Annotated in this window: 28 protein-coding genes; 23 read left to right on the top strand and 5 right to left on the bottom strand. The window is 37.4% G+C overall.

Annotated elements, in window-relative coordinates; genetic code table 11:
• Nucleotides 1-176 precede the first annotated feature (176 nt).
• The 19 genes from HM983_RS01325 to HM983_RS01415 all read left to right on the top strand — a co-directional run bounded on the left by HM983_RS01325 (nt 177) and on the right by HM983_RS01415 (nt 19,264).
• Nucleotides 177-650, top strand: coding sequence for a DUF302 domain-containing protein (locus HM983_RS01325; protein ID WP_115122578.1), 474 nt, complete (start codon nt 177-179; stop codon nt 648-650).
• Nucleotides 651-673: 23 nt separating this feature from the next.
• The gene (locus HM983_RS01330) at nt 674-1,210 is read left to right on the top strand and encodes a DUF3347 domain-containing protein (RefSeq protein WP_115122579.1); all 537 of its coding nucleotides are present in this window, start codon (nt 674-676) and stop codon (nt 1,208-1,210) included.
• Nucleotides 1,211-1,227: 17 nt separating this feature from the next.
• Complete coding sequence (locus HM983_RS01335; protein WP_115122580.1) at nt 1,228-1,818, top strand: DUF3347 domain-containing protein; 591 nt, start codon at nt 1,228-1,230, stop codon at nt 1,816-1,818.
• Nucleotides 1,819-2,271 (top strand): heme-binding domain-containing protein, encoded by a 453-nt coding sequence (locus HM983_RS01340; RefSeq protein WP_115122581.1) that lies wholly within the window; start codon nt 1,819-1,821, stop codon nt 2,269-2,271.
• Nucleotides 2,272-2,290: 19 nt separating this feature from the next.
• The gene (locus HM983_RS01345; RefSeq protein ID WP_115122582.1) at nt 2,291-2,842 is read left to right on the top strand and encodes a DUF3347 domain-containing protein; all 552 of its coding nucleotides are present in this window, start codon (nt 2,291-2,293) and stop codon (nt 2,840-2,842) included.
• Nucleotides 2,843-3,567: 725 nt separating this feature from the next.
• Nucleotides 3,568-4,116 carry an ion channel gene (locus tag HM983_RS01350; protein ID WP_115122583.1) on the top strand — a complete coding sequence of 183 codons (549 nt, stop codon included), beginning with the start codon at nt 3,568-3,570 and terminating at the stop codon, nt 4,114-4,116.
• A gap of 18 nt (nt 4,117-4,134) precedes the next feature.
• Nucleotides 4,135-4,617: a nuclear transport factor 2 family protein gene (locus HM983_RS01355; RefSeq protein WP_115122584.1), complete on the top strand. Its 483-nt coding sequence runs from the start codon at nt 4,135-4,137 to the stop codon at nt 4,615-4,617.
• 10 nt (nt 4,618-4,627) lie between these two features.
• Nucleotides 4,628-5,854 (top strand): permease, encoded by a 1,227-nt coding sequence (locus HM983_RS01360; protein ID WP_115122585.1) that lies wholly within the window; start codon nt 4,628-4,630, stop codon nt 5,852-5,854.
• Nucleotides 5,855-5,856: 2 nt separating this feature from the next.
• Entirely contained in the window at nt 5,857-8,361 is a 2,505-nt protein-coding gene (locus tag HM983_RS01365; protein ID WP_115122586.1) for a heavy metal translocating P-type ATPase, read from the top strand.
• 8 nt (nt 8,362-8,369) lie between these two features.
• Entirely contained in the window at nt 8,370-8,954 is a 585-nt protein-coding gene (locus HM983_RS01370) for a DUF2911 domain-containing protein (RefSeq protein ID WP_115122587.1), read from the top strand.
• Nucleotide 8,955: 1 nt separating this feature from the next.
• Nucleotides 8,956-9,663 carry a PepSY domain-containing protein gene (locus tag HM983_RS01375; protein WP_115122588.1) on the top strand — a complete coding sequence of 236 codons (708 nt, stop codon included), beginning with the start codon at nt 8,956-8,958 and terminating at the stop codon, nt 9,661-9,663.
• Between the two features lie 24 nt (nt 9,664-9,687).
• On the top strand, nt 9,688-10,185 hold the full coding sequence (locus tag HM983_RS01380; protein ID WP_115122589.1) for a DUF305 domain-containing protein: 498 nt from the start codon (nt 9,688-9,690) through the stop codon (nt 10,183-10,185).
• A 101-nt stretch (nt 10,186-10,286) separates the two neighbouring features.
• On the top strand, nt 10,287-12,026 hold the full coding sequence (locus HM983_RS01385) for an efflux RND transporter periplasmic adaptor subunit (RefSeq protein ID WP_115122590.1): 1,740 nt from the start codon (nt 10,287-10,289) through the stop codon (nt 12,024-12,026).
• A 264-nt stretch (nt 12,027-12,290) separates the two neighbouring features.
• Nucleotides 12,291-14,078 carry a ParB/RepB/Spo0J family partition protein gene (locus tag HM983_RS01390; RefSeq protein ID WP_115122591.1) on the top strand — a complete coding sequence of 596 codons (1,788 nt, stop codon included), beginning with the start codon at nt 12,291-12,293 and terminating at the stop codon, nt 14,076-14,078.
• A gap of 262 nt (nt 14,079-14,340) precedes the next feature.
• A complete protein-coding gene (locus HM983_RS01395) occupies nt 14,341-15,177 on the top strand; it encodes a DUF932 domain-containing protein (RefSeq protein WP_115122592.1) in 837 nt (278 codons plus the stop codon).
• Between the two features lie 261 nt (nt 15,178-15,438).
• Nucleotides 15,439-16,005 (top strand): Crp/Fnr family transcriptional regulator, encoded by a 567-nt coding sequence (locus tag HM983_RS01400; RefSeq protein WP_394366245.1) that lies wholly within the window; start codon nt 15,439-15,441, stop codon nt 16,003-16,005.
• Nucleotides 16,006-16,065: 60 nt separating this feature from the next.
• Nucleotides 16,066-16,866, top strand: a complete 801-nt coding sequence (locus HM983_RS01405) for a sulfite exporter TauE/SafE family protein (RefSeq protein ID WP_179343498.1) — start codon at nt 16,066-16,068, stop codon at nt 16,864-16,866.
• 9 nt (nt 16,867-16,875) lie between these two features.
• Nucleotides 16,876-17,754 carry a sterol desaturase family protein gene (locus HM983_RS01410; protein ID WP_179343500.1) on the top strand — a complete coding sequence of 293 codons (879 nt, stop codon included), beginning with the start codon at nt 16,876-16,878 and terminating at the stop codon, nt 17,752-17,754.
• Between the two features lie 181 nt (nt 17,755-17,935).
• Entirely contained in the window at nt 17,936-19,264 is a 1,329-nt protein-coding gene (locus HM983_RS01415) for an MBL fold metallo-hydrolase (RefSeq protein WP_179343502.1), read from the top strand.
• Between the two features lie 65 nt (nt 19,265-19,329).
• Here the strand turns inward: HM983_RS01415 and HM983_RS01420 are convergent, their stop codons facing one another.
• The 5 genes from HM983_RS01420 to HM983_RS01440 all read right to left on the bottom strand — a co-directional run bounded on the left by HM983_RS01420 (nt 19,330) and on the right by HM983_RS01440 (nt 22,905).
• Entirely contained in the window at nt 19,330-19,959 is a 630-nt protein-coding gene (locus tag HM983_RS01420; RefSeq protein ID WP_115122596.1) for a TlpA family protein disulfide reductase, read from the bottom strand.
• Between the two features lie 11 nt (nt 19,960-19,970).
• Complete coding sequence (locus tag HM983_RS01425) at nt 19,971-21,629, bottom strand: bifunctional metallophosphatase/5'-nucleotidase (protein ID WP_179343504.1); 1,659 nt, start codon at nt 21,627-21,629, stop codon at nt 19,971-19,973.
• A 2-nt stretch (nt 21,630-21,631) separates the two neighbouring features.
• Nucleotides 21,632-22,057 (bottom strand): DsrE family protein, encoded by a 426-nt coding sequence (locus HM983_RS01430; protein WP_115122598.1) that lies wholly within the window; start codon nt 22,055-22,057, stop codon nt 21,632-21,634.
• Nucleotides 22,058-22,063: 6 nt separating this feature from the next.
• The gene (locus HM983_RS01435; protein ID WP_115122599.1) at nt 22,064-22,462 is read right to left on the bottom strand and encodes a DoxX family protein; all 399 of its coding nucleotides are present in this window, start codon (nt 22,460-22,462) and stop codon (nt 22,064-22,066) included.
• 125 nt (nt 22,463-22,587) lie between these two features.
• Nucleotides 22,588-22,905, bottom strand: a complete 318-nt coding sequence (locus HM983_RS01440) for a hypothetical protein (protein WP_115122600.1) — start codon at nt 22,903-22,905, stop codon at nt 22,588-22,590.
• Nucleotides 22,906-23,330: 425 nt separating this feature from the next.
• Between HM983_RS01440 and HM983_RS01445 the strand changes: the two genes are divergently transcribed.
• The 4 genes from HM983_RS01445 to HM983_RS01460 all read left to right on the top strand — a co-directional run bounded on the left by HM983_RS01445 (nt 23,331) and on the right by HM983_RS01460 (nt 26,092).
• Nucleotides 23,331-23,888, top strand: coding sequence for a YeeE/YedE family protein (locus HM983_RS01445; protein WP_115122601.1), 558 nt, complete (start codon nt 23,331-23,333; stop codon nt 23,886-23,888).
• A 3-nt stretch (nt 23,889-23,891) separates the two neighbouring features.
• Nucleotides 23,892-24,305 carry a DUF6691 family protein gene (locus tag HM983_RS01450; RefSeq protein WP_179343506.1) on the top strand — a complete coding sequence of 138 codons (414 nt, stop codon included), beginning with the start codon at nt 23,892-23,894 and terminating at the stop codon, nt 24,303-24,305.
• A 90-nt stretch (nt 24,306-24,395) separates the two neighbouring features.
• Complete coding sequence (locus HM983_RS01455) at nt 24,396-24,836, top strand: hypothetical protein (RefSeq protein ID WP_179343508.1); 441 nt, start codon at nt 24,396-24,398, stop codon at nt 24,834-24,836.
• A 71-nt stretch (nt 24,837-24,907) separates the two neighbouring features.
• Complete coding sequence (locus tag HM983_RS01460; protein WP_179343510.1) at nt 24,908-26,092, top strand: TolC family protein; 1,185 nt, start codon at nt 24,908-24,910, stop codon at nt 26,090-26,092.
• Nucleotide 26,093: the final 1 nt, after the last annotated feature.

A 26,093-nucleotide genomic window follows, 5' to 3' on the forward strand; every position in this document is an offset into this window, starting at 1 on the left:
GTATAGCCATTCTTGTATGGGTGATTTTTCTTATTTCTGGAAGAAGAAAAAAGTAAAACTTTGGTAGTTAAAGTTTTTAAAAATCTTACTTGAATTGTGAAATATACCAACTGAAAGTTCAAAGAAATTGAATAAAGAATTAAAAAAACAAATACAGCTAATAAAACAGAAGAGTTATGGAAAATAGCGAGGACAAAAAACAAAGATTGCATAGTCAGAATTATACTGAGAGCCGAAACACATCTTACAGTATTGTTAGACGCTACGGTTCCATAACTTTTGATGAGGCACTAACACAGTTAAGAGATGTTTTAAAGGACAAAGGATTTGACATCATCGGAGAAATGGATGTCAAGGACTATCTGAAGGACTATAACATCGATATGTCTCACCTAATAATTATGATGGTTTGTCATAAAGAAACGGCTGCCAACTTACTGTCCAACGATATCCAAATGACCTCACTCGTGCCTTGTAAAATTAGCATCAAAGCAATCGATGATGCTTCTTTAATCGAGGTTTCTATTGAAGACGTTGAGACAACTTGGGCCATCTCTGACAAATCTGAAATAGAAGAAATAGCAAAAAGCGTAGGACAAGATTTAAAAGGAATCTTAGACCATTTAGGTCCAAAACATTTTAAACTATAGAATAATAATTTAACTCAAAAACAATGAAAACACTATTAAAAACTTCAATTCTAACCCTTGCACTCATTGCAATTGTAAGCTGTAAGGAAAAACAAACCGTAGAAATTAACACCCCTGAAGAGGTGAAGGCGGCCAAGAAAAAAACCGCAGATATCGCAGACCAAGGTTTTATTGACGGAATGACGGGAAAAGTATGGCATAATTATCTTGAAATCAAGATGGCACTTGTAAGAGACGATGCAGAAAAGGCAAGATCCATAAGTAAGGATATGGCTGCCTCTTTTGGCGAAGAAAGAATGGAGATGAAAAACTTAGCGCAAGATATGGCCAATACTGAAGACATTAAAACCCTGAGAGAATTGTTCGCACAATTTACCGAAAAGGCAGGGCCAATGTTTGAAGATGCACTATCTGAAGGAACCATATACAAAAAATTCTGCCCAATGGCATTTAACAATGAAGGTGCCTTTTGGTATGCCGACGTTAAGGAAATAACCAATCCCTATTTCGGAGATAAAATGTTGAAATGTGGGTCGGTAAAGAAAACTATTAATAAATAACCCTTAAATAAACAAAGATGAAAACGATTAAACAAAAATTAATTATACCCATAATCGCAATAGCTTTAGTTAGTGTTACTGCTTGTAAAGACGGAAGTAAAAATGAACCTGCAGCACCAATGAGCAACGAGATGTACCAAGAGCCTATGGATGACAAAGACGATATGTCAATGAGTGACAATCAAGATGCAAAAGCAGAAGCAATCCTGAAAGATTACTTCAACTTGAAAGATGCTCTTGTAGGCGATGACAATGATAAGGCAAAAGAATTGGGCGCAACGCTTGCAAGTACTTTAGGAAGTTTTGATGCATCCAGCTATTCAGATAGTGAACAACAGGATCTCAAGGATATTATGGAAGATGCAATTGAACACGCAGAACACATTTCAGAAAGTGATATAGCACATCAGCGAGAGCACTTTAAAGTTTTAAGTAAAGATGTTATAGATATGGTTGCTATAACAGGTACAGAGATGAAACTCTACGAGCAGTTTTGCCCTATGTATGATGGCGGAACGGCGTGGTTAAGTACTAAAGAGGAAGTACGCAATCCTTACTACGGTAGCAAAATGTTAACCTGTGGCGAAGTACAGCGAGAAATCAACTAAATGAAAGTAGTAAAAATCATAGCGGTAGTGTTATTGGTAGCGTTTGTGGGGATTCAATTTATACCCACAACACGCAACCAAAGTAATATGGTACCCGAAACTGATTTTATGTTGGTTAATAATGTTCCAGAGAACATTCAAAACAAGTTACAGGTATCCTGCTATGATTGTCACAGTAATAATACGCAATACCCTTGGTATAATAAAGTTCAGCCTGTTGCTTGGTTTTTGGAAGACCATATTAAAGAAGGCAAGGCCGAACTAAATTTCAATGAATGGGATTCACTATCAAGCCGAAGAAAGACCAGTAAGTTAAGGTCTATCATCAACCAGATTGAAAATGGCGAAATGCCTTTGGATTCTTATACCTTGATTCATAGAGACGCAAAGTTTTCAGAAGCGGAGGCAGAAGAAATAATCAACTGGGTAACACAATTAAAAGACAGCTTATAAATAATTAAAAAATAAAAAGATGAAAAAGTTAAAAATGAGTATAGCCACTATGTTATTGTTGGCAGTTTCTTTTACCAATGCGCAGGAAAAGGAAAAAATGAAGATGGACCATAAAATGGACCACGGCAAAATGATGGATATGAACAGTGATGCAAAAGCAGAAGCAATTTTAAATGATTATTTCAGTCTAAAGAATGCCTTGGTGGCAGACGATACCAAAAAGGCAGCCCAAGAAGGTGCAAAATTGGTAGCTTCTCTTAAAGCCTTTGATACCAGTAGCTATACCAAAGAACAGCAAGAAGAATTGGCCGATATTATAGAAGATGCTACAGAACACGCAGAACATATTGCTGAAAGTGCTATTGACCATCAAAGAGAGCATTTTAAAACATTGAGCAAAGATATAACGGATATGGTGGCGATTACAGGAACAAAGAACACACTGTACCAACAATTTTGCCCTATGTACGATAAGGGTAGTGCTTGGTTAAGTACAAACAACGAGATAAGAAACCCATATTACGGCAGTAGAATGCTTAAATGCGGCAAAGTACAAAAGACTATTCAGTAGATAATCCCTTCCCTAAGCATTTTTTGTTGTTCTGGTTTATTAGTTAACAGAATACATAAAATGTCCGGAATATCTTGAGTAGTCATTAAGTCCTGTCGTGGGAAGGAAAAATAGATGATGGTTAGTGTTAGTTCCTTCCCAGGTCAGGCAAAAATTTAAGTCCTAATAAGAGAGAGGGTGCATACTGTTTGGTTGGTTAATGAAACCCTTTCTCTTAATTAGGTACAACAGATTTTGTGAAATAGAAAAGTTGATTTGGTTAGTAGCAGCCTGCACAAGGGAGAGGGATTAAACCCTTAAAATAATAACATCTCTCTTCCTATGTCAGGCAATTTAAAACTTTTGAAAAAGAGAAGTTTAGTGAAGAGTACTTGGTTTTGGGAGGTGAACATTTGAAATGGTTGATTGGTTAATAACAGTTCGCCTCTCATTATCAAGTATAAATTTAGGGTTGCAGCTTCATTAAAGAAAACTGAAAAATAAATAGGTAATGAAAGATTGTTGCAATACAGGTAATAGCAAAGCACAGATCAAAAACCCGTTAAAAAAGTGGTTCAATTATATAATATATACTGTTATAGCCGTCGTAGTTCTTGGGGCTTTAGTATTAAAATTAACTGGCAACTAATTGTAATTAATAAAAGTTAATGTGAAAACATAGAAAAATTAATAAACGAAACCGAAACAAAGACATATGAAGAAATTTTTATAAAACCCTCAAAAGAATGTGTGACGAAAAGGACATAGAAACCACGGCTGCCTTTTATGGGCAACTTTTCAATAGTTCAAAGTACGTACTATTGGTAGTGCTTATTGCTACAGCTATCGGGCTGTATGTTTTGCCTAATATTAATGCTACTTACGCAGTGATTATACTATTGGCTATAACACTAATAAAGATAGGATTTATCATAGCCCTATCCTTTAATCAATTAATGAAAATTATCGGACAGAGCCATTTGCTGAGCCACGTTTTGATGTTATTCGGATTTTTAATTGTCCTGATTGTACTTTCATTCGCTTTAGACTATACAGCATTACATTTTTTTGATTCTACTCATTTTAAGATAAATAATAGTTCCGGAAATAATGGGCTGTTGACATTTTTCGATATGTCCTATTTCAGTCTAATTACATTCTCATCTGTAGGCTACGGTGATATAGTTCCAAAAACGATTACAGCTAAAACCTTGGTGGCACTTGAAGTGGCTCTCAGATTTTTTGTCCTTGTATTTGGTATCGCAAACGTGAATAGAATTCGAGTAAATAAATAACCCTAAATAACAAAAATTATGAAAACTCTAAAATTAACAACAATCCTAATGCTACTTACGTTTGCCACAGGCCAAATGTTTAGTCAAAACGTAGATTTAGGCACCGAGAAAGAAGCTGTTCTAAAAGTAATGAAAACCTATAAGGATGCGTTACAAAACTTGACAACTGAAGGTACTTTTGACCTATTCACAGAAGATTCCGAGGTTTTTGAATCTGGTGGTGTTGAAGGCACCTACGCCCACTATATAGAACATCATTTGGGTCCAGAATTGGGGCATTTCAAGAAATTTGAATTTTCAGATTATGAAATTGATGCAGAAGTAGATTTGCCCTATGCGTTTACTACCGAAACTTATGTCTACACCATAGTTCTCAATCCCGATGATAAAGGCAATACCCGAACCATAAAGAAAAAAGGGGTGGCGACTTCTATCCTTAAGAAGATAGATGATAAATGGCAGATAGTTAAAACCCATTCATCATCAAGGAATGCAAAATAAAATTTAACCTGTGAGCGAGTTTTTAAAACAATGGGGCGAAGCTGCCTATACCACAACGGGATTTTTCTGGATGGCTTTGTGGGCATTCATCTTGGGCTACATAATCAGTAGTATGATACAGATTTTTGTGACGGAAAAACGTATGCAGAAAACGATGGGGAAAGACGAATCCAAAAGTGTGCTGTTGGGTACATTCTTCGGATTTATCAGTAGCTCGTGCAGTTTTGCTGCATTGGCAAGTGCAAAATCTCTCTTCAAAAAAGGGGCGAGTTTTGTGTCCTCTATTGCCTTCCTGCTGGCATCAACCAATTTAGTCATCGAATTGGGAATCATTATTTCCATCTTTTTGGGATGGCAGTTCGTGGTTGGGGAATATGTTGGCGGTATATTGCTCATACTTATATGCTGGATTCTCATTCGTATCATCAATCCCAAAAAACTCATTGAAAAAGCGAAAAAAAACCTTGAAGGGCAGGACGATGATGAAATGGATGGTTCCAAAGACTGGAAAAAGCAGATACAACAGGAAGATAGCTGGTCACGGGTCGCCAAGAAGTATAAAATGGAATGGCAGATGGTCTGGAAGGACGTAACAGTAGGCTTTACCATTGCAGGAATCGTAGCGGCCTTTGTCCCTGATTCATTTTTCCAAACCCTGTTTATCAACAGTGGTCAAGGCAAAACTGATTTTACCTTTCTCGAAGTTCTGGAGCATATTGTCGTGGGGCCAGTTGCTGCATTTTTGACCTTTATCGGTTCTATGGGCAACATACCTTTAGCAGCCCTACTATTTGGTAAGGGCGTAAGTTTTGCGGGTGTTATGGCATTTATTTTTAGCGATTTGGTTGTTTTCCCAGTATTACGAATTAACGCTAAATATTATGGTTGGAAAATGTCGTTTTTCATTTTGTTTCTACTTTTTACGGCTCTAATTGGAACATCTTTGGCCCTGCATTATTCATTCGACTTGCTGAGTATGTTACCAGACCCTTCGCAAGTCAAGATTCAGGATAAAGACCATTTCAAGATTGATTATACATTCTACTTAAATATTACTTTTCTTATGATTTCAGGATACCTGATTTATTTAGGATTTTACAAGAAAAAGGATGTTGAGCATTCAATGAGTGAAATGGCACCAAAAAGTCCATTACTGGAAACAATATTAAAATATGCGGCCTTCATTTGCTATGTGTGGTTAGCAGGTGGATTGATTGTAAAAATCTTTATACAATAACTATGAAACACAAATATCACATACACGGTATGACCTGCAATGGTTGTAGAAAACACGTTGAAGAAACGCTTTCTAAAGTAGAAGGTGTTACCAATGCAACTGTAGATTTAGAAAAAGCTGAAGCGACCATTGAAATGGAATCCCATATTCCAATCGAAAAATTTCAAGAGGCGCTTAAAGCTAAGGGTGGTCAATACAGCATCCATCAGAATGGCGAACATCAGCATACCCACGATAAACAGAAAGTTGAGAAACCTAAGGGTAAAGGAACGGGGACATTCTATTGCCCAATGCATTGCGAAGGTGATAAAACTTACGACCAACCAGGCGACTGTCCCGTTTGCGGAATGGACTTGGTCGAAGAAGTAAACCTAACGGCGACTTCTGAAACGCAATATACTTGCCCAATGCATCCAGAAATCGTTCGTGATCAACCGGGCGATTGCCCTATCTGTGGAATGGATTTGGTGCCTATGGAACCCGATTTGTCCGCAGAGGAAAAAACCTATAAAAAACTATTAAAAAAGTTTTGGGTAGCGGTTGCTTTCACATTGCCCATTTTTATCATTGCAATGTCCGAAATGTTGACCAGTAACCCATTGGAAAATTTATTAGAGATAGAATATTGGAATTGGATTCAATTCGGTTTATCTCTACCAGTTGTTTTTTATGCCACCTGGATGTTTTATGAGCGAGCGTACCGTAGCATCAAGACGTGGAATCTTAATATGTTTACCCTTATTGGAATTGGCACAGGGGTAGCTTGGCTATTCAGTGTCTTTGGTATGTTGTTTCCTGATATTTTCCCGGCCCAATTCAAGACCAATTCTGGGACCGTATTTGTTTACTATGAAGCTACCACCGTAATCTTAACGTTGGTATTACTGGGCCAAGTACTCGAAGCCCGTGCCCATAGCAAAACCAACAGCGCAGTAAAAGAGCTGTTGAAATTAGCACCTAATAAAGCTATAAAAGTTGTAGATGGCCTTGAAGAAGAAGTCAGTATCGACCAGATAGAAAAAGGTGACATTTTACGTGTGAAGCCAGGGGATAAAATTCCTGTGGATGGTGTGATTACAGAAGGAAGCACTACGGTAGATGAATCGATGATTACGGGCGAACCTATTCCTGTAAACAAAGCAATAGATGATAAGGTAAGTAGCGGCACTATCAATGGCAATCAATCCTTTTTAATGAAAGCTGAAAAGGTAGGTAGTGAGACTTTGCTATCGCAAATCATTCATATGGTGAACGACGCCAGTAGAAGTCGTGCACCCATTCAAAAATTAGCCGATACAGTTTCTGGTTATTTTGTGCCTATAGTGGTCATTATTTCACTCATAACTTTTGTGGTTTGGGCAATATGGGGACCAGAACCAACTTATGTATATGCCTTAGTCAATGCTATTGCCGTATTAATTATCGCTTGTCCCTGCGCTTTAGGTTTGGCAACACCTATGTCGGTGATGGTAGGAGTCGGAAAGGGTGCTCAAAATGGGGTGCTCATCAAAAATGCTGAAGCTTTGGAGAAAATGGATAAGGTAGATACCCTTATTGTAGATAAAACAGGAACGATTACAGAAGGAAAACCAACCGTTGAAAAAATGGATGCTTTTGGGGACCGCTTTCGCGAAAGCGAAATACTTCAACTTATCGCTTCCTTGAACAGTTCAAGTGAGCATCCTTTGGCTGAAGCTACCGTAAAATATGGAAAGGAAAATAAAACTGAACTTTTAAAAACTGAAGACTTTAGTGCGGTAACCGGAAAAGGTGTGGAAGGCAAGGTAAATGGAAAAAGTCTTGCATTGGGAAATGCAAAAATGATGGAGTATGCAAATGCTTCGCTTTCAAAAGAAATGATTACCGAAGCACAGACGTATCAAAAACAAGGTAAGACAGTTTCTTATTTGGCAATAGATAAAATAGTTGCTGGCTACGTAGTCATTGGCGATAAGATAAAGGAAACAAGTGCCAATGCTATTAAAGCACTTCAAGATAAAGGCATCGATGTGATAATGCTAACTGGCGATAACCACGAAACAGCACAAGCCGTAGCATCAGAATTAAACTTGGCAGATTTTAAAGCCAGTATGTTACCAGAAGACAAGCTCAAAGAAGTAGAAAAACTACAAGAAAACGGAAAAGTAGTCGCTATGGCAGGTGATGGAATCAACGATGCCCCTGCATTGGCTAAAAGTGATGTAGGAATTGCTATGGGAACAGGAACGGATGTAGCGATAGAAAGCGCAATGATAACATTGGTAAAAGGCGATTTACAAGGAATTGTTAAAGCGAGAAACCTAAGCCATAAAGTAATGCGTAATATCAAACAAAATCTCTTTTTTGCATTTATATACAACACCTTGGGTGTGCCCATTGCTGCGGGTGTACTATATCCTGTTTTCGGATTGCTACTATCACCAATGATTGCTGCCTTGGCGATGAGCTTCAGTTCCGTATCGGTAATTTTAAATGCCCTTCGATTAAGAACCAAAACAATTAAATAACATTATCTATGAAAATACAGTATTACATATTTGTCCTAATAGTACTTTCTTCTTGCGAACAAAAAGGTGAAAAGACCAAAGAAGTTGTGACGAAAGAAATAGAAACAGTTTCTAAAACCGCTGAACCCGACAAGAAAAAACCATTAAGTCCGCATACCGAAACAATAGCAATGGTCGGCGATGCTCATATTCATATCGATTATTCATCGCCAGGCGTAAGGGATAGAATTATTTTCGGTGGACTGTTGGCTTACGACCAAGTCTGGCAGGCTGGTGCCCATATGGCTACTTGGTTGGAAACAAATAAGGATTTAGAAATTGATGGCAAGGTATTAAAAGCCGGAAAATATGGATTTTTTGTAATTCCGAATCAAGAAGAATGGACTGTCATTTTCAACAGGAATTGGAACCAACACGGAAAGGATGATTATGATGCGAGCGATGATGTATTACGATTTAAAGCAACGCCTAAAATTCCCGAAGAAATCAAGGAACATTTAGAGTACAAAATAAACAAAACAACTGAGACTTCAGGAACAATCTCAATGAGTTGGGAAAAAGTAACGATTGAGTTTCCTTTTGAAGTAAAGTAAAATGGTGAACAGAAAAACAGCGAAATGGATTAGAAAAGCGCACCGCTATTTGGGTATCTTTTTAGGTATTCAGTTTCTGATGTGGACGATTAGTGGAATGTATTTCAGCTGGACGGATATCGACGAGATACACGGTGACCAATTTAAGAAAGAAGCACCTGTGCAGACCTCATTTAATGATTTGCTCAGCACATCCCAACTTGCTATAAATGAGCCTGTACATTCTTTGGAATTACTGGAAATAGCAAATGAACCTTACTATTGGATTAATGAAGCACAGCTTTATAATGCCAGAACAGGACAAAGGAAAAATGGGATTTCTAAAAAAGAGGCTCAACAAGTTGCAAGTAGGTATATGTTGAACGATTTAGAAATAGCAAAAATTCAATTAGTCTATTCTGTAAGCCCACATCACGAATATCGCGGTCGCCCACTTCCAGCCTATGAAATTTCGTATGAGACACCACAAAATTTAAAAGCCTATGTGGCAGTTGAAAATGGTGCATTTCAAACGGTGAGACACAGGGATTGGCGTTGGTTCGATTTCCTTTGGATGACACATACAATGGATTACCAGGGAAGGGATAATTTCAACACGTTGTTGTTAAGGGCATTTTCACTTTTGGGATTGATAACCGTATTGAGCGGTTTCGTATTATGGTATATCAGTTCGCCATCGATCAGAAAATTAAAGAAGAAGTTCAAATAAATAATAATTTAAAAACCAAAAACAATGGATTCAAAAGAAAACACAAAAGACGGAATGAAGAAAAATACTTACGGAAAGTTTATGGCTATGCTTGGGCTTTCATTTATAGCAATGTACATCACAATGTACCTAAATACCTACGAATGGGACCACGTTTGGTTCAGCCTTACAAGATTTTATATGGTTTGCCTCGGTATAGCTGCAATGGCAGTAATTATGTTGTCATTAATGCTAAATATGTATAAGAACAAAAAAAAGAACATAGCTATTTATTTGGGGAGTTTAATACTTTTTGTGAGTGCATTGGGTCTGGTACGCGAACAAAAATCAACTGTAGGTGACGTTCTCTGGATGAAAGCAATGATTCCACACCACTCTATCGCTATCTTAACGAGTAAAAGAGCCGATATAAAAGATCCGGAAGCCAAAAAACTTGCTGAGGAAATTATAGAGGCACAGTTGCGTGAGATTGCTCAAATGAAAAAGATAATATATAGATTAGAAAACCAAAAAGAGGAATAGTAATTGTACTTATTCTTTTAAAATTAAAGCTTGTTCGCAACAATACTTAAGACTAAATAATTATTTAGTTAGTCTTAAGAACATATAATAAATTAGGTGATATGAAAAAGAATGTAATATTCATAGGTCTTGCTCTTATAGTAGGCTTATTAGGAGGGTGGCTTATATTTGGAGGCTCAACGAATGACAGGAGTCCTGTAAAAGACTTATCGGATATGTCTGATCAACACGATCATTCTGGGGAAACCGTTGAACAAATGTGGACCTGCTCAATGCATCCACAGATTATGCAACCCGAAGCTGGCGATTGTCCTATATGTGGGATGGACTTAATCCTTGCTGAAGCTGGTGCTGAAGGTCTCGCGGCAAACGAAATAAAAATGACTGAAAATGCAATGGCATTAGCAAATATCCAAACCACTATCGTGGGCAATGCAGAAGCCAGCGATGATGATGGGATGGTATCCCTTTCGGGAAAAATAGCTGCAAACGAAGAAAACAATACCGTACAATCCAGCTATTTTAAAGGCAGGATAGAACAACTCAATGTTAATTATGAAGGACAGCAAGTAAACCGTGGTCAGCTATTGGCTACTATTTACGCGCCAGACCTTGTAGCGGCACAACAGGAACTGATTACCGCAGCATCATTCAAAGCATCACAACCGGCTTTATATAATGCCGTGCGAAACAAACTCAAAAACTGGAAACTTTCAGACACTCAAATCAATGCCATAGAAGAAAGTGGAACAGTTCGCGAAAACTTCCCCATTTATGCAACGGTTTCCGGAACGGTATCAGAAGTAATGGCAGCACAGGGCGATTATGTAAATCAAGGACAGCCTATTGTGAAGTTGAGCAATCTTAATTCGGTTTGGGCAGAATTTGATGCTTATGAAAATCAGCTATCACAGTTCAATGTGGGGCAAAAAATCAATATCACGACCAATGCTTATCCCAATAAGGAATTTGAAGGCACTATTTCTTTTATTGATCCTGTTTTAAACAATACCACACGAACGGTAACAATACGTGCGACTCTGCAAAATAGAGATGACCTATTTAAGCCAGGAATGTTTGTGACGGGTAAGGTCAAGGGCGCAACGCAAACTATGGAAAATACACTTACCGTGCCTGCAAGTGCTGTACTATGGACGGGCGAGCGCTCATTGGTATATGTAAAAACCAATCCTAACGAGCCTGTATTTGAAATGCGCGAAGTAACCTTGGGCAATCGCTCTGGCGAAACTTACCAATTATCGGCTGGATTAAATAACGGCGATGAAATTGTTACCAATGGAACGTTCACGGTAGATGCAGCAGCACAATTACAGGGTAAAAAATCAATGATGAATCAGCAAATGATGCAGGACGAATCAGCTATGATGGGCGATATGGAAATGAGTTTCAGTAACAGTTTTAGTTCTGCATTTAATGAAGCATTACCGTCGTATCTCAAAATGAAAGATGCATTGGTAGAAAGCGATGCTGGTCAGGTTTCCACTTTCGCGAAAGCGACATCAAAGAAATTAAAGGAAATTTCTACATCAGATTTAGGCAAGATGGAAAAGCAACATCTTACCAAAAGTATTGAGATGCTGGATGCTATCGCCACAAACGACAATCTGGAAAACCAGCGTGCTCACTTTGTCATTCTAAACAAGAATATCGTACCTATTGCTATGAACATAGAAAACTCAACAAATTACTATGTCCAAAAATGCCCGATGGCAAACAACAATAAAGGTGCAGTTTGGTTGAGTGCTGAAGAAGAAATTAGAAATCCATACTATGGTGATGCAATGTTAACCTGTGGTAGTGTGATTGATTCCAATAAGTAATAGACCATTAATAAACTAAACTTAATATGTTAATTCAAACTTTATAACTTTTGTGCTTTTCCAGTAAATTATTTTAATAAAATATAGAGTGTATTATCATACAATATATCCGCAATTTAAACTCGTAAAATACTTCCATCAAAAGACTACGGCATAAAGCCAACGCTTCTTCCCTTACCCATTTATTCCGTTTCCTTTTGAGCCAAGATTTTATCTTCCGTTTGGTTTCTGCTCAAATATTGTTTAATCAAAAATTTGAGTATTATGACAACAAAAGCGAGTACCACAAAGAAGCGCAGTAGAGCAAAAGCAACTGCCAAAAAAGAAGTTAGCGGAAAAAAATCATCCGTACTTCAAATTCAGAACTTACCATTGGGTAAAATCAAGCCTGACCTTGAACAGCCGAGAAAGACCTTTAACGAGGATGCGTTAAAGCAGCTTTCTGAGAGTATCGAAAAGCACGGTGTGTTGCAGCCAATCACGGTAAGGCAACTAAATGGCCATTACATCATCGTGATGGGCGAACGTCGATATCGTGCGAGCAAGCTTGCAGGAAAAAAGTCCTTACCCTGTATCGTAAGAACTTATGAGAACAACGATGTTCTGGAAGTTCAGATTATCGAGAACCTGCAAAGACAGGATGTCGAGCCCACCGAAGAAGCTGAGGCGATTGCTTACCTAAGTGAGAGATATACACCTACCGAAATTGCGAAGCGATTGGGTAGAACGGATAACTTCATCAGACAGCGTCTAAAACTGGCTGGATTGATTGACGGTTTTAAGCACTTTGTCCGTAATGGTGAGATGACAATTTCATTAGGCGTTGGTGTCGCACTCTTCGAGCCGGAAGAACAACAGATGATGTTAGAAACGATGGGCGAAGATTTTAATGCACATCAGATAAACAGGATGATTAAAGACCAGACCTATGATTTGGAAAAAGCATCTTTTGATGTAGCCGATAAAAAATTGGTCCCAAAAGCTGGGTCTTGTGTTGAATGTCCTTTCAACGCCGCAAATCAAGGCAATCTGTTCGGCGAAGGAAAAATGGTCTGCACAAAAGCAGCCTGTTTTGAAACTAAGAAAAGTAAATCGTTCTTGAACCTGATTGAAAAGTCCAAGAAAGAGAACATACTATTGATTCCTGAAATACGACAATATTGGGTAGATGACGAGAACAATCGGCTCATTATATCTCAATTAGAAAAGAACGGATTGATAGTCTATCTATTGGACGATGTTGAAATTATAGAGAATCCGATTGAGCCAACAATCGAAGCTATTCAGAAAGAATATCAACATTACGAATATTCTGAAGATGAATTAAAGGCAGAATTGGATGAAGCAATGCAGAATTATAAAGAAGCATTGGAAAAATTCAATTCAGCAAAAGTAGATGGATTTAAAAACGGTATCGTGTTCCATCCAGATTCATTTCAGCACAAGGAAATCTTTGTAAGGATTGTTGAAAAATCCAAAAACGATTCTACGGAATATTCGGCACCATTGGCCAACAGAAAAATGGCAGACTGTACACCGGAAGAACAAATTGTTAAAATCAACGAAAGGGAAATCCGGAAGAAGCAAATTGAGAACAACAAGCAGTTTGAAGAAGTTGTGCAGATGATTCGTGAGACAAAATACATCGATACGAAGAAGACACTTTCAACAGATGAAATGGTGGCATTCTCGATATCGCTATTTGAGAACAATGTGGACTATATGAGTCAACGAAAGTATTTCTCAAAGTTCTTATGGGAAACTTCAAAGATGACCAAAGTTGAAATGGTAGAGAGTTTCAAGAAGAAGTTCAAAAAGGAAATCTTTCACAAGTTGATACGCTATATGCTCACAAAGCAAGTGCATTTTGGCGAAAGCAATCACGTCAATAATCTGACAAACATTTCATTTTACAACGCAATGAAAGGATATTACAAATCCAAGATTGCCGGCATAGAAAAGGAATATACCGAGAAGAGAGACAAGCGTGAGGAACGTTTGAAAGAGCGCATAGCGGTTCTTGAAAAGCAAATTCAGGAACTCAACGATTAGCTTTTGTTGTTCGGAAGAAGGGTCGGCATTCGTGCTGGCCCTTTTTCTTTTTTATGATGATTCATAAAAGTGATGAGTAGAAAAAGGGGGTTATCAATCAATAGTTAGCGCAAAGGTAAACTCGTAAAACACACCCATCAAAAGACTACGGCATAAAGCCCACGCGACATCCTACGCTTATTTATTCCGTTTCCTTTTGAGCTGAGATTTTAGCTTCCGTTTGGGTACTGCTCAAATATTGTTTAACTAAAATTCAAAAGTTATGTATTTACAAAATTTGCAACAGGATGAAATCTTTGTTCCATCAGAAATGAAATCCTTAAAAAGTCTGACACAGATGGAATCCCGACGAGGTCTTGAAAATGTCATTATCTCAAATGGCAAAATCGTCAATGTGGTCTCGAATAGCTACGGACACATTCCGAATCAACTATTCTTTAAGAAAGCCGAGGAAATGTTGACCGATGCACAACTGAACTTCCACAAACGCACCATCAACAAGAATGATAGGTCGTTTATTACCGACTTTATCATCGACGACAAAAGCCAGTTTACGGTTAAGAACGATAAGGACTTGATACTGCCGATGCTTCGGTTCAAGAACTCGTATGATGGTAGCGAAAAGACCTCTGGTCACTTTGGTTTTTATAGAGAAGTATGTTCCAATGGCCTACACGTTTCCCAGGCTGAAATTGAGTTTTCAATCAAGCACAATAAGAACAATACGCACCTCATTATGCCGAGGCTGAACAATCTATTCGATAAATTTTTGGATAATGAATTCTATACCATTACCAAGAAATTCGACAAGATGAAAGAATTTAAAATCATCGATACACAAGAATTTGTGAAGGCAATTCTCGACAGAACGAAACTGTTCAGATACGAATGTAGCGACAAGAACAGCGACCCTTCAAAAAAGTCTCGCGAGGTTATCGAAATATTGAACTACGAAGCCTTGTTGCTCAACGAAGAACCAAATCTATGGTTGGGTTACAATGCCTTCAACTCGGTACTTCATAACGTTTTGAAGAAAAGCTTCGGACAACAAGAGCGGTTGGATAAAAAGCTGTTTGATGAAGTCTATGCTATGGCATAAAGTTAATATAGGTTTGTCCAGTACCTCAAACTGGATTTTGATTTATCATTCCATAAGGTGTCACTAAATTTTACCATTAAAAAATGGGCTATCAAGGGCATTCAAACTTATCCTGTAAGAAAAAAGTGTGTAAAGTGATCGGATGGATTTTTTTCTATTTAAATTTGATGATAATAAATTTACACGACCATAAAGTATATTTTGGAGAAATTATTTAAAACCACATATTTTAGTCAGTTTGAACCTGCCCTAATCAGCGAGATGATTGAGGTTGGGGAATTTAGTCAAATTTCTGAAGGTCAAGACTTAATTAGAGTTGAACAATTCATCCATTTTATACCATTGGTAATTCAAGGTAGTATTAAAATAATGCGTCCTGATGATGACGGAAATGAGTTATTGCTTTATCATTTAGAAGAAGGAGGAACCTGTGCGATGTCAATGAATTGTTGTTTGGGAAGCACAAAAAGTGAAATACACGCGATTGCAGAGACTGATGTCAAGATTCTTAAAGTACCAGTTGCCAAAATGGAAGAGTGGTCCAGTTCTTATAAAACCTGGAGACATTTTGTTTACAACAGTTACCATAACCGAATGATGGAAATGTTGGACAGTATAGACAATATTGCATTTAATAATATGGATGAGCGATTGGAAAAATATCTTCAGGATAAAATGGAAATATTAAATAGCAAACACATATACTCAACTCACAAAGAGATTGCACAAGACCTGCATACCAGTCGTGTGGTAATTTCACGCCTGCTGAAGAAAATGGAAAATAGCAATAAGTTAAAATTGCACCGCAGTTTTATTGAAGTCCTGTAACAACAGTTACAGACTTTGAACATACCGACACGTACATTTGTTCCATAATTTTCTGAACAAATGGAAATCGTAGAAATTTTAGGTTACGTAGGTGCTCTTTTGATAGGACTTGTATTAGGGTTGATTGGTGGTGGTGGCTCAATTCTTACCGTTCCTATCTTGGTGTATGCACTTGCGCTTAACCCAGTAATTGCAACAGCATATTCATTATTTGTGGTGGGAGCAACATCTCTTATTGGCGCAATTAAAAATATGATGAAAGGGATGGTGGATTATAGAACAGCCATCATTTTTGCTGTCCCAGCTTTTATAGCTGTTTATCTTACTCGGGCATTCTTAATTCCTGCTATTCCTGAAGAACTTTTTAGTGTAAACAGTTTTATGGTCACGAAGAATCTGGCCATAATGCTCTTTTTTGCCATTATTATGTTGCTCGCATCTGTTTCAATGATTCGAAACAAGCGAAAAGAAATTGACGAGGAAGCTCAAATAACCTATAACTATCCTTTAATAATTATAGAAGGTTTGGTGGTGGGAACTATTACAGGTATAGTAGGTGCAGGCGGTGGCTTTTTAATTATACCTGCCTTGGTTCTCTTAGCAAAATTGCCAATGAAAAAAGCAGTTGCGACATCCCTTTTAATAATCGCGATTAAATCTCTGATTGGTTTTTTGGGCGATGTTCAGAATTTAGATATTGACTGGCCATTCCTTCTTATTTTTACAGCAATTTCGGTTGTGGGCATTTTTATTGGGATATGGCTCAATAAATTTATAGACGGAAAGAAACTCAAGAAAGTATTTGGATGGTTCGTTCTTGTAATGGGTATTTATATAATCTACAAAGAACTAACAATGTAAAATACAAGGATGGAAAAATACATTGACATAATAATAGAATCTTTTATTGGCTATTGGGATTACCTTGTTTATGAAATATCAAACCCCTCTTGGATCAACTATTTCTATTGGCTTATTGGGCTTTCTTTGATGGTTTTCGCTTTGGAAATCATTATTCCCTGGCGAAAAAAACAACCTATTTTTAGAAAAGGATTTTGGCTGGATGCTTTCTATATACTGTTTAACTTTTTCCTATTTTCTCTTGTAGGTTACAACGCCTTATCAAATGTAGGCGTCGCCCTATTCGATGATTTTCTTAGTAGTTTTGGTGTAAACAATATAGTGGCTATTGAAGTTCAATCGCTACCAGAATGGTCGCAATTGTTGATTATGTTTTTAATTGCAGATTTTGTCCAATGGAACGTGCATAGATTGTTGCACCGCGTATCTTGGTTATGGAAATTTCATAAAGTACACCACAGCGTTAAAGAAATGGGCTTTGCGGCACAGTTTCGGTTTCATTTTTTGGAAACTATAGTATATAAAACTATACAGTATATCCCATTGGCAATGATTGGTTTTGGCATACAAGAATTTTTTATTGTTCATATGTTTGCCGTTTTTGTTGGGCATCTCAATCACGCCAATTTAGGCTGGAGCTATGGTTATTTAGGCTATATATTTAACAACCCAAGAATGCACATTTGGCATCACGCTAAAGAGTTCCCCAAACAATTTAAATACGGGATGAACTTTGGTCTCACACTTAGTATATGGGATTATTTATTTGGTACTGCCCACGTACCTAAAAGTGGCCGTAATTTGGAAATTGGTTTTCAAGGCGATGAAAGTTTTCCGAAAACTTTTTGGCAACAACTTATATATCCATTTCAGAAAGAGAATAAATAAGGAAAAACACAATACCCAAAATACTTTGGGGGCATCATTAGTAACTGATATTAATTGTAAGCTTGTTTTAGGGTAAATGTTAATCTTTTTTTAAAACATTAACTTGTGTATCAAAGGTTACCACTATTGGTTGAGATTCCAATTATTTTTGAAATGAACGAAAAAATTTAATCATAAAATTATGGATATAAAACAATTTGAATACAAACCATTGGCGCATTATTCCTATGCGATTATAAGCGAAGGCAAAATGGCCGTTATTGACCCAGAGCGTGACCCGAAGCAGTACTACGATTTCGCAAAAGCCAACAATGCTAAAATCGTTGCAGTTATTGAAACACATCCCCACGCAGATTTTGTAAGTTCCCATTTACAGATTCATAAAGAAACCGGTGCAACAATTTATAACAGTGAAAAAACCGGTGCAGATTACCCACACACCGCTTTTGATGAAGGCGGCACCTTAAAAATTGGTAATGTTGTACTAACGGCAATCAATACACCAGGCCACTCGCCAGATAGTATAACGGTAGTTGCAACCCAAAATGATAAAACAGTACTTTTTACTGGCGATACGCTATTTATAGGCGATGTTGGTCGTCCAGACTTACGCGAAAAGGCAGGAAATATGCAAGCCAAACGAGAAGAGTTGGCTGAAATGATGTATGATACCATACAGAATAAGTTCAATGGTTTACCAGATGATGCCATTGTTTATCCCGCTCACGGTGCAGGTTCACTTTGTGGAAAAAGTATGAGTGATGACAACAGCAGTACTTTAGGTAACGAACGAATGGGCAATTGGGCTTTTAAAGAACAATCGAAAGAAGAATTCATAGAGAAACTTTTGGATAGTCAACCATTCATACCCTCATATTTTGGTTATGATGTAGATACAAATAAAGATGGTGCAGAGAATGTTCAACCATCCATAGATAGAATCCCATTTAAGGAAAATGCTACAGCCAAAGGTTTAATTGTTGACGTTCGCGATGAGGAAATCTTTAAAAAAGGACATCTTGAAGGCAGTTTTAACATTCAGGCAGTTTCAGATAATGCAAAATTTGAAACTTGGTTAGGTGCCATTGTAGAACCAGAAGAAGAATTTACTTTAGTTATAGATAGTAAAGAAAACAAAGAAAAACATTTGCACCGTGTGGCTAAAATAGGTTATGAAAAACAATTAAAGCAAGTTATAACGCTTTCTGATAAAAATTTAGTTTCTACCCAGGCCTTGGACTTGAAAGACTTTAAGAACAATCCTGATAATTATACCATTATAGACATTCGTAATAAAAGCGAAATTGAAGAAGGAAAATATTTTGATAGCGCCTTAGCTCATCCTCTAAATGAACTTCGAGATACGTCTGAAGATATACCTACAGATAACCCAATTGTAGTGCATTGCGCAGGTGGTTATCGCAGTGCTGCTGGAAGTAGTATTCTTCATAAAAAACTTAATGATGTAACAGTGTATGATTTAAGTGATGACATAAAGGAATTCAAATAAAACCTAAAAGCATATAGGTTAACGGCATCAACTTTAAAATTGATGCCGTTTTTTTTAATTGTTTTTTACTTTAAATCTAACAAAAAATCCTTGAATTCTTGGTCACTATAATCGGCCATACCTTTATGAGTCAAAGCCAAATTGCCAGCCGCATCAATTATATAGGTTGTTGGTAATGAAGATGATTGGAACATTTCTGGAAGATTACTCGCAGGAGCGTAAATCGGTAAATCATAACCCTTGCGCTTATCAAAATCTTTAGCCTTTTCAAAATCATCATCGAAGGACAACATTACAAACGCAACTTCATCGCCCATTTCTTCGTGCAATTCATCGATACTGGGCATTTCGGCAATACAAGGCGGACACCAAGTTGCCCAAAAATTCAAAAATATAACCTTACCTTTAAATTCTTTCAATGACCTTGTTTTGCCTTCAGCGTCAATCAATTTTAGGTTCAAATCTGCTTTGGTAAGATTTGGCATTGATGCCTCATCGTTATTTTCATTGTTTCTTACCTGCGCAATTTCTTCTACATCAGGATTCATCAAGCCTGTAGCGAGTAATCCGCGTTGCGCAAAACCTACGACTTCTGTATGTAAACCAGTTGCGTAAAGTGTAATGGCCACTATCGCAAAAATTCCATATTGTATCCACGTTTTCTTTTTGTTTTTATTTTCTTTCTTAGTATTCATAACTTTAATTTTTATTGAAATTTATAGTTAGTTTTGGGCACGGTCGAAAAGGAATACGTGCCGAGATATTCACAATAGGCTCTTCCTTCCAAGGTGGGCGATATGGGCGAATTTTTTTTAAGATATTCCTCTACCACATCGTGAATGGTATAATCCATTACTTCCACATCTTTCACATTAGTCATCCTGCAAAGATTATCAATTGGGTCGCCTGGTCGTACACAAGCAGAAATCGTGTAGAATTTGTCATCTTTCATAGGCTCGCCGTTAACCGTTATTGCTGAGATACGGTTTCCACGTTCATTTTGACTATTAAAATTAACTTTCATTCCAGAGAACCGAACCAACCAGCCGCCAAAACGTTCGGTTGGGTTTTGGGAAAAGGCATTGTGCATTTCCTTTTCTAACCAATCTTTTATCTGTTTACCAGTCGCCTTTCCTGTCTTTACTTTTTCGTTTACAGGTAGTAAATTCCAAAGATTTGCACGAGTAATAGGTGCAGGCTTCCCGTCTTCGGGAATGATGGGATTACCAAATCTAAAACCGTTTGATATTGAAATATCAGCACCCGTTTTCCAACGTGCGGCATCGGTAATCATATTGTCCATTGGGTTTTCAACAGTAAGATAGCGATAAATAGGTGTCTTTGTGTACCCAATCACTGTTTCCAAATGCTCTTCGTAGGGCGCTTTTGCCTTATCAACAAGCGCTTGTACTTCTTTATCAGCTGGGAAAACCTCTGGGTCAACATCAATAAGTTCATAATCATCATCCACCAATATGCCATCCACAAAATGCAAGGTAAGCTTACCAACAAAAGAACCAAACGCACCTGGTTCGGTAACCTTTGCGAATTTGCCTTGTATAGGTTTGCGAACGCGCTCGTGTGTGTCATTCCCTAATATGTAATCTACATTTTCTGAAAGGGTATTGTTGGCGAGTTCTACCTGTTTAAAAATACCCAAGTGCGTCACTAAAAAAAGTACATCCAAGTCTTCATTGACCTTTAAATCATCCACTTGCTTTTTCAAATCATTGGTAAGACCACTAAAGGCAATCCCTTTACTAAAAATTGGATTTTGCCTAACGGGAACGTCAGGATCGTTTATGCCCATAAAGCCAATACGAACACTTTCTATTTCTTTAACAGAATAAGCGGGAAACAAAAGTTCTTCGCTTTTTTCGTGGTACATATTCTGTGCAATGACATCCGTGTCATATCCTTGCATCACATCTATCATCACGTCCTTGCCGTACACCACTTCCCAGTTACCCGGGATGATGACGTCATAGCCCATATTTTTGATGAGTTCGGGCATTACTTTACCTTCAGACAGCGCCGTGTAACCACTGCCTTGTATTAAGTCGCCACCATCAACTATAATTGTTCTATTGGGATTTTTTTGTCGTTCCATTTTAAAGAGCGTCTTTATATTGGCCAAACCGCCACGATTTTTAAAAAGTACGTTCTCGTTTTCCCAAAAAAGTTCGGGATGTGTATCAAGCTGTCCGTGTATATCGGCAGTTTGTAATACAGTGATGATCAAGGTGTCTCGTACAGAATTGTTTGTTCCCATTCCATTCGATATTTCTGTTTTGCACGAGACCAAAACCAATAGTATTCCAATTATCGAAAGAGCTGCAATGACACTTTTCTTAAATATTCTCATAATTATAGGCTTAAACTTTTATATCCTATTTTCTGAAGCTGAAAGTTGTATAGAATACCATTTTCGACGGTTTTCATTTCTTTGGGTACTTTCGTTTTATCAACCTTGAATTTATTGAGCGAAAAACCACAGGCCACCAATTGGACACCAGCATTTTCAGCACGCTCTATAAAGCTTTTCATTTTAGAGCTATCTGTAATATCGCCAATTTCCTTGCCGCAAACGATAACTTCAAACTGACCAAAATTGCTACCATCTTCTTCTTTTAATGATTCCGCAGTTAAAATTATTGGTTCTAATTGGGGCACTTTTTTAGTGAGTACCACATAATTATGTTTGTTTGTATCTACAGTGTTTTGCGCTAAGGAACTACAACTTGTAAAAAGAGTCATTACTATTACTACTGTACTATAAAAAATTGTTTTCATTTTAATTTATTTTAAAAGGTTACTGGTGTCGTTCAGTATAAAAAAAAGAAGTCCACCGAGAATTGCTATATTTTTAAAGAGTGGTCCAAGGGTTGTAATTTGCCCTACTTGAACCGTTAATGTGATGGGTATTAAAACCGTCATCAAAACTATTGCCGCCCATTTGGTTTTATATCCTATCAGGAATATAAAACCTGCTGTTAACATTACGATACCAGAGATAATGATTAGCCACTGAGGTTCGCCAAAGAAATAGGCAATACCCTTAAAACTGGCTTGTTCAATACGTTTGGCAGTTTTCTCTATGTTAAGCAAGTGATTAAAACCTGCAACGAGAAATATGCCGCTCACCAATATGCGTAATAGTTGTATGGAACGACGGCTTATTAAAATTTTTGTCGTCATTATAAATGATGTAAAAAATGATTGAATTTGCGTGGTGTTTATCCATAATGGTTTAACAGACCATAATTATGATGTGTGAAAGAGCAGTACGGAAGCACCAACTTTAAAATTTTATAAAAAAGTGATTACACCAAACGTGGTGGCGGAGAATCGTTATCTAAATAGCGATAACTTAGTACTGAAAAAAAATGTTCATTGAAAATTGCTGTAGGTCTTGAAATATTTGTTTCCCAAGAGAAAAATTCAAATTGAAACTGCGAGGTACAAATACCATTTAGCATAACAACTTGTGAAGTGCTAATGTCAACTTGCGAAAATTCGATTGTTTTATTTGTCTGTTTTGGGGAGTTTTTCTTTTTACAATTAGGTTTTACAAAAGATATGTCATTTCCGCTGAACAAAGCGTTCAACCCACTTGCATCGATGACGATAAACTTCGCCATAAAGATGAATGTAAGAAATAACGCTATATAAGTTTTAGATTTCACAATTGATACAAAAATAAGAGAAAGGGTTTGTTCTATGTGTAACCTTTGTTACCTAACTTAATATAATTTAAAACAGGTAGGATATACGTAAAAAACAAATACGTTAGCCTCAGGTTTTATCACTTTAGTACTTGAAATGCCCAAACTATTAACAAAAATCCAACACCCGTTATTGCCGGCGCTGGTATTTTCATAACAATGCCAACAACAATCATTGCAAGGGCAGTTAAAGCGAGTAGTATAGAAATCAAGTTTAATTTTTTATTACGTGTCATAATCTTCAATTTTATTTAATGATAATAAAAATCAATTCAGATTAATGTAACTATTGTTACCGTTTGGCTATATTGAAATCAGCATCTTTGCATAAATTTTATAATATGGATTTGATATATGAACCGTGGCCGTGGTATGTGGCGGGACCACTTATTGCCCTTGTGATGTTCGTTTTATTGCTCGTTGGTAAGCAATTTGGAATGTCGTCAAACCTTCGGACAGCTTGTGCTGCTGTGGGCGCTGGAAAAGCATCTGAATTTTTTAAATTTGATTGGAAGGCCGAACGATGGAACTTGATGGTTGTACTCGGTGCAATTCTTGGCGGTTTTATTGCATCCACCTATTTGAGTGAAAATACAGTAAACATTAATTCCGAAATCGCTCAACAACTATCTGATGATTACAACATCAAGAGTGCTGGCCAAGCATACCTTCCAACTGAAATCTTTGCTGCCGAAAATCTTGCTAACCCATTAAACATTGCCATTTTGCTAATTGGTGGAATACTTGTGGGATTTGGCGCAAGATATGCCGGTGGTTGTACATCTGGTCACGCCATTTCTGGATTGAGTAATTTACAATTACCATCGTTGATAGCCGTCATAGGCTTCTTCATTGGTGGACTTGTTATGATTCATTTATTATACCCTATTATCTTTTAAATTATGCGTTATATCACATACTTAGTTATTGGTACTTTCTTCGGAATAATTATGTTTAAATCTGAAGCTGCATCGTGGTTTCGCATTTATGAAATGTTCCAGTTTGGCAGCTTTCATATGTACGGTATTATAGGTTCCGCCTTGGTTCTTGGTGTTATTGGTATTCAAGTCATCAAAAGAAAAAACATCAAACCTTTGAATGGAAGCGAAATGAGTTTGCAGCCAAAGAATAAAAGTGTTGCTCGGTATCTTATTGGTGGAATAATCTTTGGATTGGGTTGGGCATTGGCAGGTGTTTGTCCAGGCCCTATATATGTATTAATAGGTGCTGGGTTTCCTTCAATTCTAATTGTACTTATCGGCGCGCTGTTTGGAACTTTTTTATATGGTATGATTAAGGACAGATTGCCACATTAAAAAAATAATTTTTTGAATATTTTATTTAAATGTTTTCTTTCTATCTGCGAAACTGAAAAGTAAAATTAATTTTCATTAGTTTTGTAAGTGATGCAAAATCCAAATAAAATAGCAGCATTTTTCTTCTTAGGCTTGTTTAGTCTAATGATGCTGCATCAGGTTTTTCCACATTTGCATCATCAGCACGAGGAAACGCATTCCCATTCAGATATTGCCCATACTGGCGAACACCATCATCACGATGACAGTTCTCACGAGAAAGAAGAATCCCCATACGGTTTCTTTGGATTCTTTATGGATATGCACGTTCATTCCACGGTTTCCAGCGATATTGTTGTTCTTAAAAGGAATACTGTTGAGCAACAGACTACTGTAGATGACAATATTGTAAAAGCCGTATCTGATTTTCAAGAATTTTATGTCGTTGATAATAGGCTAAACGCTAAGCCCCCAAATTATCAGCCACCAAGTTATTATTTCAATCCTTACCTCTCATCCCTCGATTTACGGGGCCCACCATCTTTAGGTTAATCATTTAGGATTACCTACCGCTACGGCAGGAATCCTCTTATACATTAAGATTAAACCTAAAATTTCAAACAATGAATAAATTCATCGTGTCCGCGATTTGCGGATGCCTGTTCTTTGTTAGCGGTTTCTCACAGGATAAAAACATTGGGGAACTGCTTAACGAAATAGAACAGAACAACACAGAGTTAAAAGGCTATCAATCGTTCATTGAAAGCCAACAACTCGAAAACAAGAGCGCCAATAATTTACCCGACCCACAGCTTTTAGGCTATTATTTGCCATTTGGCGATAACGCAACGGGAAATTATTCCGAATATCAAATATCGCAATCTTTCGAATTTCCGACGGTTTATGGTTCACGCAGTAAATGGAACGACCTAAAGTCGATACAACTGCAAACGTCCTATGCCAAAAAGCGGCAGGAAGTTTTGTTGGAAGCGAAATCGGTATTGGTTGAACTCGTTTTCCTTAAAAAGCAGAAAGCCGTTGAAACCGAAAGACGAACCCAAAGCAAACAGGTTTTTGACCAGATTCAAGAGCTTTATGATAAAGAGCAAGTGGGTATTTTGGATTTGAACAAGGCGAAAATCGCTTGGATTCAAGAGCAATTCGTTGTTCAACAGATTGAAAGCGAAATCCAAATTGTACTGTCCAAACTCAGAACATTGAACGGCGGGAATGCCATTGATGGTTTTACAGCAGGTATCGATTTGCCTATCGAAGTTGTTGCGGTCGAAACGCTTTGGCAAGAAAAATTGGCAAACGATCCTTCTTTGCAACGTTTAAAGGCTGCTGAAACAGCTTCGCTTCAAAAAGTAAAACTGGAAAAAAACAAGGTCTTACCAAATGTGGCACTCGGTTACAATTATCAGGGTGTTAGTGGTAGCAATTATTCAGGTTTTTACGGTGGTCTTTCCATTCCGTTGTGGAACAGCAAGAACAAGGTTAAAGCGGCAGAAGCCGATTATGAGTATCAGCAATCGAATACGCAAGTGATTACCGCTTCGCTCTATTCCCAATTTCAAGAAACATACAATCGATACGAATTGATGCTCGAAAAATACAATGAGTATCAAACCACAATGGGCAACTTAAACAGCGAACAACTGCTCTTTAAGGCCTATATGTTGGGCGAATATTCGTTTATGGATTACTATGTAGAGCTTCAGTTTTACCGCAATGCATCTGACAGAATGTTGCAGATGGAAAAGGAAATACAATTACTTCAGGCACAAATATTAAAACATACATTATAAA

Origin of the sequence: Winogradskyella ursingii, assembly GCF_013403975.1 — a bacterium.
GTDB lineage: Bacteria > Bacteroidota > Bacteroidia > Flavobacteriales > Flavobacteriaceae > Winogradskyella > Winogradskyella ursingii.